The sequence below is a fragment of the Stenotrophomonas veracruzanensis genome, assembly GCF_032911525.1.
In the GTDB taxonomy this organism is placed as follows: Bacteria; Pseudomonadota; Gammaproteobacteria; order Xanthomonadales; family Xanthomonadaceae; genus Stenotrophomonas; species Stenotrophomonas africana.
This window is the reverse complement of the sequence record NZ_JAWJTI010000027.1, coordinates 39555-53508: the sequence shown is the minus strand read 5'-3', so window position 1 is coordinate 53508 and position 13954 is coordinate 39555. Positions and strand designations below refer to the sequence as shown.

10 protein-coding genes and 1 riboswitch are annotated in these 13954 nt (G+C 66.7%); of the genes, 4 read left to right on the top strand and 6 right to left on the bottom strand.

All coding sequences use genetic code 11. The features are described from left to right. Window positions 1–232: 232 nt before the first annotated feature. Entirely contained in the window at window positions 233–2197 is a 1965-nt protein-coding gene (locus tag R1H25_RS15230) for a M2 family metallopeptidase (protein ID WP_317224008.1), read from the top strand. Between the two features lie 127 nt (window positions 2198–2324). On the opposite strand, the gene R1H25_RS15225 is transcribed toward R1H25_RS15230, so the two are convergent. The 3 genes from R1H25_RS15225 to R1H25_RS15215 form a co-directional block, all read right to left on the bottom strand. Continuing rightward, window positions 2325–2717 carry a hypothetical protein gene (locus R1H25_RS15225; protein ID WP_014038106.1) on the bottom strand — a complete coding sequence of 131 codons (393 nt, stop codon included), beginning with the start codon at window positions 2715–2717 and terminating at the stop codon, window positions 2325–2327. 83 nt (window positions 2718–2800) lie between these two features. Beyond that, entirely contained in the window at window positions 2801–3697 is an 897-nt protein-coding gene (locus R1H25_RS15220) for a siderophore-interacting protein (protein ID WP_317224007.1), read from the bottom strand. 141 nt (window positions 3698–3838) lie between these two features. After that, complete coding sequence (locus R1H25_RS15215) at window positions 3839–5065, bottom strand: multidrug effflux MFS transporter (protein ID WP_057499887.1); 1227 nt, start codon at window positions 5063–5065, stop codon at window positions 3839–3841. A gap of 299 nt (window positions 5066–5364) precedes the next feature. Continuing rightward, window positions 5365–5467, top strand: a riboswitch (glycine riboswitch). 62 nt (window positions 5468–5529) lie between these two features. Between R1H25_RS15215 and gcvP the strand changes: the two genes are divergently transcribed. Beyond that, window positions 5530–8397, top strand: coding sequence for an aminomethyl-transferring glycine dehydrogenase (gene gcvP, locus R1H25_RS15210; protein WP_317224006.1), 2868 nt, complete (start codon window positions 5530–5532; stop codon window positions 8395–8397). A 91-nt stretch (window positions 8398–8488) separates the two neighbouring features. On the opposite strand, the gene R1H25_RS15205 is transcribed toward gcvP, so the two are convergent. The 3 genes from R1H25_RS15205 to R1H25_RS15195 all read right to left on the bottom strand — a co-directional run bounded on the left by R1H25_RS15205 (window position 8489) and on the right by R1H25_RS15195 (window position 11210). Beyond that, on the bottom strand, window positions 8489–8899 hold the full coding sequence (locus R1H25_RS15205; protein ID WP_005410627.1) for a VOC family protein: 411 nt from the start codon (window positions 8897–8899) through the stop codon (window positions 8489–8491). A 138-nt stretch (window positions 8900–9037) separates the two neighbouring features. Further along, on the bottom strand, window positions 9038–10405 hold the full coding sequence (locus R1H25_RS15200; protein WP_154349481.1) for an amino acid permease: 1368 nt from the start codon (window positions 10403–10405) through the stop codon (window positions 9038–9040). An 82-nt stretch (window positions 10406–10487) separates the two neighbouring features. Continuing rightward, a complete protein-coding gene (locus tag R1H25_RS15195) occupies window positions 10488–11210 on the bottom strand; it encodes an AraC family transcriptional regulator (protein WP_032127825.1) in 723 nt (240 codons plus the stop codon). 115 nt (window positions 11211–11325) lie between these two features. Here R1H25_RS15195 and R1H25_RS15190 point away from each other — a divergent pair, with 115 nt between their 5' ends. Further along, complete coding sequence (locus tag R1H25_RS15190; protein WP_317224005.1) at window positions 11326–13416, top strand: catalase; 2091 nt, start codon at window positions 11326–11328, stop codon at window positions 13414–13416. Window positions 13417–13438: 22 nt separating this feature from the next. After that, on the top strand, window positions 13439–13945 hold the full coding sequence (locus R1H25_RS15185) for a hypothetical protein (protein ID WP_317224009.1): 507 nt from the start codon (window positions 13439–13441) through the stop codon (window positions 13943–13945). Window positions 13946–13954 lie beyond the last annotated feature (9 nt).

The window sequence follows — 13954 nt, the reverse complement described above, 5'->3', positions numbered from 1 at the left end:
CGCCATGGATGGCGCCATCGAGCCCCCATGGATGGGTTTACGGCGTGTCCTGCAAGCCCACACCGCCGCGCCATCCCACGGATACCCCGCTGTTGCGGTTGCTTCGGCGGTTGCCGTTGCTTGTGCTCTGGCCTCTGCGGGTGCCGGGCGCCGCCCGGCCGACTTCCGCCACTTGCGGTGGCGGCGACGGCCCACTAGCCTTCGGCCGTCGTTCACCACCCAAGGACCGCCCGTGAAACACCGTCATCTCCTGCTGGCCTCGGCAATCGCCGTCGCCACGCTGGCCCTGGCCGCCTGCAAGAAGGAAGCTGCGCCAGGCACCGATACCGCCAGCAGCAGCGCCCCGGCCGGCGAAACCGCCGACCAGTTCGTGGCCCGCATCAATGCCGAATTCAAGGCCGCCTACCCGGAGATGACCTCGGCGCAATGGCTGTCCTCCACCTACATCAACAGTGATTCCGAACGCATCGCAGCCAAAGCCAACGAACGCTCGCTGACCCAGCTCAACAGCTGGATCGAACAGGCCGCCAAGTTCGACGGCAAGCCGATGAGTGAGGACAGCAAGCGCGCGATCCACCTGCTGAAGCTGATGTCATCGATGCCGGCACCGCGCGACCCGGCCAAGCTGGCCGAACTGACCCAGATCGCCACCCGCATGGAAGGCAGCTACGGTGCCGGCAAGTACTGCACCGACGCCAACGATCCGAACTCCTGCCGCCAGCTGGGCGAGTTGGAGCAGGTACTGGCGCGCAGCCGCGATTACGACAAGCAGCTCGATGCCTGGCAGGGCTGGCACAGCACCACCAAGAGCATGCGCGGCGACTACCAGAAGTTCGTCGGCCTGGTGAACGAAGGCGCCAAGGGCATGGGCTTCACCGATGCCGGCCAGATGTGGCGCAGCGGCTACGACATGCCGCCGGAGCAGATCGGCCCGGAAACCGACCGCCTGTGGGAACAGGTCAAGCCGATGTACGAGCAGCTGCACTGCTACGCACGCGGCAAGCTGGACAAGACCTACGGCAAGGACAAGGCCGAAGTGGGCAACGGCCTGATCGCCGCGCACCTGCTGGGCAACATGTGGCAGCAGGACTGGTCGAATCTGTGGGACCAGCTGGAACCGTATCCGGGCGCCGGCAGCCTGGACATCACCGCAGCGCTGGAAAAGCAGTACCAGACCAACCTGAGCGCGGCGCTGGCCAAGGCCGGCAAGGACGCCAACGTGGCCGCCCAGTACAAGGCGCAGCGTGAAGCCGAACTGCGTACCGCCAGGCAGATGACCGAGCGTGCGCAGGACTTCTACGTGTCGCTGGGCATGCCGTCGCTGCCGCAGTCGTACTGGGAAAAAACCCAGTTCATCAAGCCTGACGACCGCGACGTGGTCTGCCACGCCAGCGCCTGGGACATGAACATGGAAGGCGACGTGCGCACCAAGATGTGCATCAAGCCGAACGAAGAAAACTTCACCACCATCTACCACGAGCTGGGCCACATCTATTACGACCTGGCCTACAACCCGCTGCCGCCGCTGTTCCAGGGCGGTGCCAACGATGGTTTCCATGAAGCGATCGGCGACACCATCGTGCTGGCGATGACGCCCAAGTACCTCAGCTCGATCGGCCTGGTCGATGCACCGACCGAAAGCCGCGAAGCAGTCATCAACAACCAGATGCGCATGGCGCTGTCGGGCGTGTCGTTCCTGCCGTTCGGGCTGATGATCGACCGCTGGCGCTGGGGCGTGTTCGATGGCTCGATCACCGCCGACAACTACAACAAGGCGTGGTGGGACCTGAAGGCCAAGTACCAGGGCGTAGCCCCGGCCAGCACCCGTGGTGAAGAATTCTTCGATCCGGGCGCGAAGTACCACGTGCCGGGCAACACCCCGTACACCCGCTACTTCCTGGCGCGCATCCTGCAGTTCCAGTTCTACAAGGGCCTGTGCGACGCGTCCGGCTACAAGGGCCCGCTGCATGAGTGCACCTTCTACGGCAACAAGGAAGCCGGCCAGAAGTACTGGGCGATGCTGAGCAAGGGTGCCAGCCAGCCGTGGCAGGCCACGCTGAAGGAGCTGACCGGCACCGACAAGCTCGATGCCGGCCCGATGATCGAGTACTTCACGCCGGTCAACGAGTGGCTGAAGCAGCAGAACGAAGGCCAGATGTGCGGCTGGCAGGCCAACGCGGCCCCGGTGGCGAAATGAGAAAAGGGGCGGGTCCGCGAGGATCCGCCCCTTCTCCTTGTTGTAGAGCCGAGCCATGCTCGGCTGCATTTCCACCATGCTGCGTACGGCAAGCCGAGCATGGCTCGGCTCTACATATTGGGCGCGATCAGCTGTTCTTCTTCGCCGCCATCGCCGCGGCCAGCTCGGCCTTGAACTCCTCGAAGGTCTGGCCCTTCTCCTTTGCTTCGGCCTGTGCGGCATCACGCAGTGCATCGGAGTACATCAGGCGCACCGGCGTGCCCTTGCGTTCGTGCAGCTCACCGGCCTGCATGATCAGCGCCAGCACCTGCGCAGCGCTCTCGCTGTGGCCCGCGATGCGGCCGTCCATGCCCAGCACCCATTCGCCGTCACGGCGCACTACACCAGCCAGCAGGGTGCGCTGCGCGTCGCGCAGTTCGGCATGCGGTTCCACCGGCGAAGCCTGCGCAGCGGCCTTGTTGGCGGCCTGCTTTTCCTGGCGACGGCGCTGGTCGCGGCGGGTCTTGGAGCTGGTGGACATGGTGCGGTACCGCTGCGAAGGGGGGCGCAAGGATAGCGCACCCCGCCCGCAGCGCTGCTTCACGCGTGCTCGATCCAGTCCGGTCAGTCCAGCACCTTGCCCTGCCGCCAGTAGCCCATGAAGGTGATCGCGCGGCGGTCCAGCCCGCAATCGCGCACCAGGTGGCGGCGGATCGCCATCACCGCCCCCGCTTCGCCCGCCACCCAGGCATACAGGGGCCCGGCCACGCGGGTATCGGCCTGTTCCCAGAGGATCTGCGTATCGACGTCGATCTCCTCCAGCGCATCGCCGGCAGCCACGCCCGAGGCCGCTGCCAACCGCGCCTGGGCTGCCTGCAGCAACCGCTGCCCGTAGGCGGCCTGCCCGCGCGGCAGCCAGACCAGCTCGGCGCTGGAGGGCGCCTTCAGGTGCACCGCATCACCGGCCTGCGCCACCTCCAGCAGCGCCAGCGTGCGCGGTGGGTCGACCATGGCTGACAGTTCCTCAAGGATGCCGGCCACCGCAGGCAACGCGGTTTCATCGGCCACCAGCAGCACCTGGCCGACACCGGCCGGTGGCTTCCACTCCCAGCCCTCGCTGCTCCCGGCACATTCGGCGTCAGGGGCCAGCAGCACGACGCGGTCGCCCGGCCGCGCGTGGATGGCCCAGCGCGAGGCCGGCCCGGTCTCGCCATGCAGCACGAAATCGACGTCGACCTCGCCCTGCTCGGCCCGCAACTGGCGGATGGTGTAGGTACGCATTGGCGGGCGCTGGTCGTCCGGCAGGGCCCGGTAGCGCGGGTACCAGTCGTCACCGCTGGGGACCTGCGGCACCTCCTGGCCGGGCAAGGGGAAGAACACCTTGATGCGCTGGTCCGGGCCTTCAGTCTTCATCCGCGCCACGTCGGCACCGGTGAACACCATGCGGTCCAGGGAAGGGGAAAGAACGCGGCGCTCCTTCAGCGCCACCTCGAACAGGCGGTAGGTCTGCTGCGCAGCCATGGGGAAACCTCATGCAACGGCATCGGATTGGCTGGCTGTCGTGCATCCACGCACCGGCTGGCTGGAGTGCCCAGCCTAGTCCGGTCGTTCCTCGTCGCAAGCGTTGCGGGCATTGCGGCCGGCCCTACCCCTGCGCGCTGCTCAATGGCCCGTGCAGGCCGCCTGTGCCGCGCGTTCACGCTGGTGTTCCCAGTACCAGAACACGAAGCCGGCGCCGAAGAACGCAGCCTGGCCCAGCGCCAGGTGCAGCGGGCTGGCGCTCAGCAGCGGCGACACCACGCCGGCCACCACCGTGCTGATCATCAGCTGCACGAAGGCCTGCAGCGACGAGGCCAGGCCGCGCTGGTGCGGGTACATGTCCAGCACCGCCAGCGCCAGGATCGGGAAGATCAGTGCCATGCCCATGCCGCCCAGGAAGATCGGCAGCACCGCCCACGGCAGCACGAACTGCGGCGACAGCGCCACATAGCCGACATTCAGCAGCACCGACAGCGCACACAGGCCGAAACCGATGGCGACCTGCCGCGTCGGCGTGGTGTGGCCGGCCATGCGCCCGGACAGGAACGAGCCGGTGGTCATGCCGCCGATGGTGGGAATGAACAGCCAGGCGAAGCCGCCCTCGCCCAGATGCAGGTGCTGCATCACGAACACCGGCGCCGAGGAGATGTACAGGAAGATGCCACCGAAGCCGATGCTGCCGGCCAGCGCCAGGCGCAGGAAGCGCGGGTTGAAGCCGATGCGCACGTAATCACGCATCAGCGTGCGCGGCGACAACGGCACGCGTGCTTCGACCGGATGGGTCTCCGGCAGATAGCGCGCGGTGGCTGCGAGCAGGACCAGCGCGAACACCACCAGGAACCAGAAAATCAGCGGCCAGCCGGCACCGCTGAGCAGGATCCAGCCACCGATGATCGGTGCGATGGCCGGGGCGATGCCGAACAGCATCGACACCTGGCTCATCAGGCGCTGCGCGTCGTGGCCGTGGTACAGGTCGCGGATCACCGCGCGGCCGACGATCATGCCGACACCTGCCGACAGGCCCTGCAGCGCACGGAACGCCAGCAGCGTGGTCAGATCGGTGGACAGCGCGCAGCCGACCGAAGCGCCGACGAACACCACCAGGCCACCGAGGATCACCCGCTTGCGGCCCCAGGCGTCAGACAGCGGACCGTGCGCCAGGCTCATCAGGCCGTAGAACAGCAGGTACACGCTGATGGTCTGCTGCACCGCCACCTCGTCCACCGCCAAGCGCTGGGCCAGCTGCGGGAACGCCGGGAAGATCGTGTCGATCGAGAACGGACCGAACATGGCCAGGCCAGCGAGCAGCAGGGCCATGCGACGGGTGGAAGGAGCAACAGCGGCGGTCATGGGGAAGGCGTCCGGCAGGGCCATGCGCGGCACGCACGGCGGGCGCCGGTCCCCTTCTGCAGGGACGGCGCCAGATGAATTCGGGTATCCGCCCATGATAGGTGGGGATTGCGCCCGATGCCATGCAGCACTGCACAAAACGCACGGCCGGGCCACCGTCCATTCAGGCGCGGCGGCCATGGCTGGAGGCGGCCGGCGGGCCCGCAACGGGCTATAATCAGCAGGCAACACGGTGGGAGAAGCGGAACACCGCTGCCGAAGGCGCAACGCCCGTAATCGCTCAGGCCCGATACCACCCGTAACAGAACTCTGGAGAGACCGGTTCGATCCGGCGCCGAAGGGGCACGAAGCTGCGGTCCGCCGCACTTTTAAACTCTCAGGCAAAAGGACAGAGGGGCGCCCCGCAGACCGCCGACCGGCGGCTTGTGCCCGTGCGTGTGCCCTTTCCTGACGGATCCTTCGCCATGTCCCAGAACACCCCTTCCCTGCGTGAGCTCGAGCACCACAACGCGTTCGTCGAGCGCCACATCGGCCCCAACGACGCCGAGATCGCGCAGATGCTCGATGTCGTCGGCCACGCGTCGCTGGATGGCATGACCGATGCCATCGTACCGGCCAAGATCAAGTCGCCGGCGCCGCTGGCGCTGCCGGAGTCGATGACCGAAGTACAGGCGCTGGCGAAGATCCGTGCGATCGCCGACAAGAACACCGTGCTGCGCAGCTTCATCGGCCAGGGCTACTACGGCACCCACACGCCGAACGTGATCCTGCGCAACATCCTGGAAAACCCGGCCTGGTACACCGCCTACACGCCGTACCAGGCGGAAATCTCGCAGGGCCGCATGGAAGCGCTGATCAACTTCCAGACCCTGTGCGCCGACCTGACCGGCATGGAAATCGCCAACGCCTCGCTGCTGGACGAAGCCACTGCCGCCGCTGAAGCGATGACCCTGGCCAAGCGTTCGGCCAAGTCGAAATCGGACACCTTCTTCGTGCACGACGCCGTGCACCCGCAGACGCTGGAGCTGCTGCGCACGCGCGCCGAGCCCATGGGCATCGTGCTGCGCGTCGGCACCCCGGCTGAAGCACTGGAAGCGGAAGCGTTCGGCCTGCTGCTGCAGTACCCGGATACCTTCGGCCAGGTGGGCGACTACAAGGCGCTGGTCGATGCCGTGCACGCACGTGGCGGCCTGGTAGCCGTGGCCACCGACCTGCTGGCACTGACCCTGCTGGCCGCCCCAGGCGAATGGGGCGCGGACATCGTGGTCGGCAACAGCCAGCGTTTCGGCGTGCCGTTCGGCTTCGGCGGCCCGCACGCGGCCTTCATGGCCTGCCGTGACGCCTACAAGCGCTCGATGCCGGGCCGCCTGATCGGCGTCTCGATCGACGCCCAGGGCAACCCGGCCTACCGCCTCACCCTGCAGACCCGCGAGCAGCACATCCGCCGCGAGAAGGCCACCTCCAACATCTGTACCGCGCAGGTCCTGCTGGCCGTGATGGCCTCGATGTACGCCGTGTACCACGGCCCGGAAGGCCTGACCCGCATCGCCCGCCGCACCCACCGCCTGGCCTCGATCCTGGCCGCCGCGCTGCGCAACGCCGGCGTGCAGGTCGGTGGCGACTTCTTCGACACCCTGCACGTCACCGGCGTGCATGCCGATGAAATCCATGCCAAGGCGCGCGCCGCCGGTTACAACCTGCGCGCGATCGACAGCGACTCGGTCGGCATCAGCCTGGACGAGACCGCCACCCGCGCCGACGTGGTCGCGCTGGCTGCCGTGTTCGGCGCGCAGGCCGACGTCGACGCGCTGGATGCAAGCACCGCCGACGCGCTGCCGGCCGGCCTGCTGCGCCAGTCCGCGTTCCTCACCCACCCCGTGTTCAACACCCACCACAGCGAGCACGAGCTGCTGCGCTACCTGCGCTCGCTGGCCGACAAGGACCTGGCGATGGACCGCACGATGATCCCGCTGGGCTCGTGCACCATGAAGCTCAATGCCACCGCCGAGATGATTCCGGTGACCTGGCCGGAGTTCTCGCAGATCCACCCGCTGGTGCCGGCCGACCAGGCGCTGGGCTACAAGGAACTGATCGACACGCTGGAAGCGATGCTGGTGGAATGCACAGGCTACGACGCGGTGAGCCTGCAGCCGAACTCCGGCGCGCAGGGCGAGTACGCCGGCCTGCTGGCGATCCGTGCCTACCACCGCTCGCGCGGTGAGGAACATCGCGACATCTGCCTGATTCCGGACTCGGCGCACGGCACCAACCCGGCCTCGGCACAGATGTGCGGCATGAAGGTGGTGGTGACCAAGACCGATGCCAACGGCAACGTCGATGTCGAGGACATCCGCCTCAACGCCGAGAAGTACAGCGACCGCCTGGCCGCGATCATGATGACCTACCCGTCCACGCACGGCGTGTTCGAGGAAGAGGTGGTGGAGATCTGCGAAATCATCCACAAGCACGGCGGCCAGGTGTACACCGACGGTGCCAACATGAACGCCCTGGTTGGCGTGGCCAAGCCGGGCAAGTGGGGTTCGGACGTTTCGCACCTGAACCTGCACAAGACCTTCTGCATCCCGCACGGCGGTGGCGGCCCGGGCGTCGGTCCGTGCGCGGTCAAGGAGCACCTGGCGCCGTTCCTGCCGGGCAAGCTGGGGGACAACGGCCCGGTCGGCATGGTCAGCGCGGCCAGCTTCGGCAGCGCCTCGATCCTGCCGATCAGCTGGATGTACATCGCGATGATGGGCCGCGACGGCCTGCGCAAGGCCACTCAGGTTGCGCAGCTCAACGCCAACTACATCGCCAAGCGCCTGGCCCCGCACTTCAAGACCCTGTACACCGGCCGCAACGGCCTGGTGGCGCACGAGTGCATCCTCGACGTGCGCCCGCTGGAGAAGACCAGCGGCATCGGCGCCGAAGACGTGGCCAAGCGCCTGATCGACTTCGGCTTCCATGCCCCGACCCTGAGCTTCCCGGTGGCCGGCACGCTGATGGTCGAACCGACCGAGAGCGAATCGCTGCACGAGCTGGATCGCTTCATCGACGCAATGATCCAGATCCGCGAGGAGATCATCGCGATCGAAGACGGCCGCCTGGACCGCGAGGACAACCCGCTGAAGAACGCGCCGCATACTGCCACCGCAGTGACCGCCAGCGAGTGGACCCACGCCTACCCGCGCGAACTGGCCGCCTTCCCGCTGGCCAGCCTGAAGCAGAGCAAGTACTGGCCGCCGGTGGCGCGTGTCGACAACGTGTACGGCGACAAGAACGTGATGTGCGCCTGCATCCCGGTCGATGCCTACAAGGATGATGAAGTCGAGGCTTGATTCCTCGCTGCATCGGTAAAGAGAACGGCCCGCGCAAGCGGGCCGTTTTCATGAGGGTGTGCGGACCAAGGCCACACCCACAACATTCCGGTCACGGGTCCGGCATCTGCCCCAGGCTCAACTGCCACGACACCCCGAAGCGATCCTGCACCCAGCCGTAGCGGTTGCTGAAGTCGTAGTCGCCCACCGGCATCAGCCAGTGGCCGCCCTCGCCCAGCACACGCGCGGCACGCTCGAACTGTTCGGCGCCGGAGCACTCGACGAACAGCGAGATCGACGGGCTGAAGGTGAAGTCGTGCACGTCCAGGCTGTCGAAGCACAGGTAGTGGGTGCCGCCCAGCAGGAAGATGGCCTGGCGGACCTGCCCGGGCACGCCGGCACCGGCGCCATCCGGATGGCGCTGCATTGCCAGCAGGCGGAAATCGGCGAAGGCCTCGGCGTACAGGGCCAGCGCGGCCTCGGCCTGGCCGGTGAACATCAGGAAGGGACGGCTGCGCAGCATGCGGTACTCCTGGTCGACGGGCCGATGACGGCCTGCCTGCACAGTGCCACGCGGAGTGTGTGCCTGTTGTAGAGCCGAGCCCATGCTCGGCTGGCGACCGCGCAAACAGCAGCCGACCGTAGGGTCGGCTCTACAGAATTACGCCTCGCGCATGCGCCTTGCGATGGCGCTGCTGGCGGCGATAGTGGCGGTCAGCGCCACCATCGACAGGAACTGCAGGCGGGTGTGCGACTCGCTCAGCAGCAGGCCGAAGATCAGCGCCAGGATCGCCAGCGCGCACACGGTCAGCCACGGGAAGCCCGCCATGCGGAACGGCAGCCGGGTACCCAGGCGATCCGCGCGGCGGCGCAGTACCAGCTGTGAGACCAGCGACAGCGTCCACACCAGCAGGCAGGTGGAACCGACGATGTTCAGCAGCACCGGCAGCACCCGGTCCGGGAACAGCAGTTCCATCACGGTGGCAGCGAAACCGAACAGGACGCTGGCCAGCACGGCGATGACCGGCACCTGGCGCGGATCGGTCCAGCCCAGCACGGCCGGGGCTTCACGTCGCTGCGCCAGCGAATACATCATGCGCGAGGCGCCGTAGAGGTTGGCATTGAGCGCCGACAGCAGCGCGATCACAGCGATCAGGGTGATGGCGGTGCCGGCGCCCGGAATGCGCGCGATGTCCAGCACGGCGGCGAATGGCGACTTCAGCGCTTCGCTGGTCCACGGCACCACTGCGATGATCACGCTCAGCGAGCCGATGTAGAACACCAGGATGCGCCACGCCACGGTGCGGATGGCACGGGCGATGCTGCGTTCCGGGTCTTCGGTCTCCGCCGCCGCAACGGCCACGATCTCGGTGCCACCGAAGGCAAAAACGACAACCAGCAGTGCAGCGCCAATACCCGCCAGACCCTTCGGGGCGAAGCCACCATGCTCGGTGAAGTTGCTCAGCCCCGGCGAGGTCACCTGCGGGAGCCAACCCATCAGCAGCGCCACACCGATGGCGATGAACGCCAGGATCGCCGCCACCTTGAGGATGGCGAACCAGAATTCGAACTCGCCGAAGTTCTTCACCCCAAGCAGGTTGATCGCGGTGAAGAACAGCATGAAGGCCAACGCTGCCATCGGCACCGGCACCGCCGGCCAGACCGTGGCCAACAGCCCGGCCGCGCCTACCGCTTCGGCGGCGATCACGATCACCAGCTGCACCCACCACAGCCAGCCTACGGTGGCGCCGGCGGTCGCGCCCATGGCGTCGGCCGCGTACACCGAAAACGCGCCGCTGGTCGGTTTGGCCGCCGCCATCTCGCCCAGTGCGTTCATCACGATGATCACCAGCGCGCCGGCCACCAGATACGACACCAGCACCGCCGGGCCGGCCGCCTGCACACCCACGCCCGAGCCGAGGAACAGGCCAGCGCCGATGGCGCTGCCCAGGCCCATCATGATCAGCTGGCGGGGCTTGAGCGAATGTCCGAGGCGGGACGGCGAAGCAGTCGGAATCGAGTTGGGCATCGGCAGGGCTGGCGGCGGGCTACAGGGGCGACACCTTACCCTGTCCCATGCCCGCGGGGATAGGCACAGCGCAGCAGGCGGCTCAGGCCAGTGCGGGCTCGCCGACGTTGCCGCCGATACGGGCGCGATAGGCGCGCGGCGAGAAACCGGTTTCAGCCTTGAACTTGCGGGTGAAGGCGCTCTGGTCGCTGAAACCGCAGGCCTGGCCGATGCAGGCGATGCTGTCGTCGCCATGCAGCAGGTGCATGGCCATCTGGATCCGCAGCCGGGTCAGCACCTGCTGCGGGGTCATCTGGAACACCTTGCGGAAACTGCGCTCCAGCTTGGACAGCGAGAAGCCGGTGATGTCCAGCAGGGTCTGCATGCGCACGTTCTCGGCGTAGTGCGCATTGAGGTGGGCCAGGGCCAGCCGCAACTGCTCGTACTGGGTGCCCAGGCTGTCCTTCTGGCCAAGGTCGCGGGAAATGCCGATCAGCCCCTCGATGGCCCCATCGACCACCAGTGGGCGCTTGCAGGTCAGGCACCAGCCCGGTTCGCGGTTGGCGAACAGGTGCAGCTCCATCAGGTTCTCGATCACCTCACCGGACAGCACGCGGGCGTCCTGATCGACGTAGTCGGCGCTCAGCCCGGTCGGGTAGATCTCCGCCGCGGTACGCCCGATCACGTCCTTGCGGGCGCGCAGGCCCAGCCGCCGCAGCATGGTCTGGTTGACGTGGGTGTAACGCCCCTGAAGGTCCTTGATGAAGAACAGCACATCCGGGATGGCGTCGAACAGGGCTTCGATGTCGGCAGGCTCGACTCGCATGGCGCAAGCATACCCGAGCCTGCTTTTGCCTGTACGTTCACCTTTGCCGGACCTGGGTTTAACGGGGCTGGTTCCAGTGTCGTGGTTCCTTTTTGATGATCCGGAGCCAACGTCAATGGCCGCCAGCAAGCCGACCGGGAAGCGCGCACCCACCCCTGCCGAAAACCACCGCCGGGGCGATGGCGATGAACTCCACCAGCAGGCTGGGGGCAGCCATCCGGCGATGACCACCGACCAGGGCATCCCGGTGGCGGACAACCAGAACTCCCTGCGGCAGGGACCTCGGGGGCCCACGCTGCTGGAGGACTTCATTCTCCGCGAGAAGATCACCCACTTCGATCACGAACGCATTCCCGAGCGCATCGTGCACGCACGTGGCAGCGCAGCACACGGGTACTTCGAGCTGACCCGATCACTGGCAGCCCATACCCGCGCACGCATCCTGACCGAGGTCGGCGTGAAGACGCCGGTATTCACCCGCTTTTCGACCGTGGCCGGTGGCGCAGGCTCGGTGGATACCCCGCGCGACGTGCGTGGCTTTGCGGTCAAGTTCTACACCAAGGAGGGCAACTGGGATCTGGTTGGCAACAACATCCCGGTGTTCTTCATCCAGGACGCGATGAAGTTCCCGGACCTGGTGCACGCGGTGAAGATGGAACCGGACCGCGCCTTTCCGCAGGCCGCGTCGGCCCACGACACGTTCTGGGACTTCATTTCGCTCATGCCCGAATCAATGCACATGATCATGTGGGCAATGAGTGACCGCGCCATCCCGCGCTCGCTGCGCATGATCGAAGGCTTCGGCGTGCACAGTTTCCGCCTGTTGAACGAGGCGGGCGAATCGACCTTCGTCAAGTTCCACTGGCGGCCGAAGCTGGGTATCCAGTCAACGGTCTGGGACGAAGCGCTGAAGCTGCAGTCGGCCGACAACGACTTCCATCGCCGTGACCTGTTCGAGGCGATCCAGCGCGGCGATTTCCCCGAATGGGAACTGGCGGTGCAGCTGTTCACCGAAGATGAGGCTGACGCGTTCCCGTTCGATCACCTGGACCCGACCAAGATCATTCCCGAATCGCTGGTACCGTTGCAGGTCATCGGGCGCATGGTGCTGGACCGCTGGCCGGATAACTTCTTCGCCGAAACGGAGCAGGTGGCCTTCTGCCCGGCCAACGTGCCACCGGGTATCGACTTCAGCAACGATCCGCTGCTGCAGGGGCGCCTGTTCTCTTACCTGGACACACAGCTGCTGCGCCTCGGTGGCCCGAACTTCCACCAGATCCCGGTGAATGCACCCAAGTGCCCGTTTGCCAATCACCAGCGCGACGGGCATATGCAGATGCAGGTTCCCAAGGGCCGGGTGGCCTACGACCCCAGTTCGCTGCAGGAAGACACACCGCGCGAGACGCCCAGCGGCTTCCGCAGTCACGCCAGTGCCGACGACGGCCGCAAGGGCCGTACCCGTGCGGAGAGTTTTGCCGACCACTACAGCCAGGCCCGCATGTTCTTCCGCAGCCTTGAAAAGCCGGAGCAGGCGCACCTGGCCTCGGCGCTGGTGTTCGAGTTGTCCAAGGTGGAAACGCTGAAGGTACGGGTACGCACCGTCAGCCACCTGCGCAACATCGATGACTCACTGGCGCAGCGCGTGGCCGATGGCCTGGCTCTGCCTGCACTGCCCGACCCCGCGCCAACCGCTACCCCGGTGCGGGACATGCCGGCCGCTCCCGAGGTGCGCGTGATCGGGCGTAACAAGCCCACCCTGCAGGGTCGTTGCGTCGGCATCCTGTTCGATGAAGGCTCCGACGCCCGCATCATTGCCAACCTGAGCAAGGCAGCCAGGAAAGCAGGTGCAGACGTGAAGCTGGTCGCCCCCAAAGTGGGGGGTGCCACGCTCAGCGATGGCGCGCTGCAGGCGGCGGATGGGCAGCTGGCGGGCACCCCGTCGGCCGTGTTCGATGCGGTCGCCGTGGTGCTCAGCCTTGAAGCCGCGAAGGCCTTGTCGAAAGAAAGTGCAGCCGTCGAATTCGTCAGCCAGGCGTGGGCGCACCTGAAGGCCATCGCCAGCGATGCCGGTGGCCAGGCGCTGCTGAAGGCGGCACGGGTCGGCAACGATGCCGGCATCGTCGAAGCAGAAGACGCCAAGGCCTTCCTGGCAGTCGCCGCCACCCGCCAATGGGCGCGTGAACCCAAGCTGCGCCTGCTGGCCTGACTACAACAACAGGAGAACTGTCATGCCCCGTGGTGACAAATCCGCATATACCGAGAAACAGAAGCGCCAGGCCGAGCACATCGAGGAAAGCGAGCGTGATCGCGGCGCCAGCGAAGGAACGGCCGAACGCATTGCCTGGGCCACCGTGAACAAGCAGGACGGCGGCGGCAAGCGCGCCGGCAGCGCACGCAAGGGCACGAAGAAGGCGACCAGCAAGAAGGCTGCCAAGAAGGCGCCTGCCAGGAAGTCGGCCACAAAGAAGGCCACGACCAGGACGACGGCGGCAAAGAAAGCACCTGCGAAGAAGGCACCTGCGAAGAAGGCGACGGCAGAGAAAGCGGCGGCAAAGAAGGCACCGGCTCGCAAGACAGCCACAAAGAAGGCCGCAAAGAAGACAGCGGTCAAGAAAGCCGGTACAGCCGCCTCGCGCAGTGCTGCCGCGAAGAAGGCGGCCAAGACACGTGCGGCAAAGAAGACCGTGCGCAAGGCGGCGGCGAAGAAGGCTGCGCGTACCCGCTCGCACGGCTGAGTCCTTCGA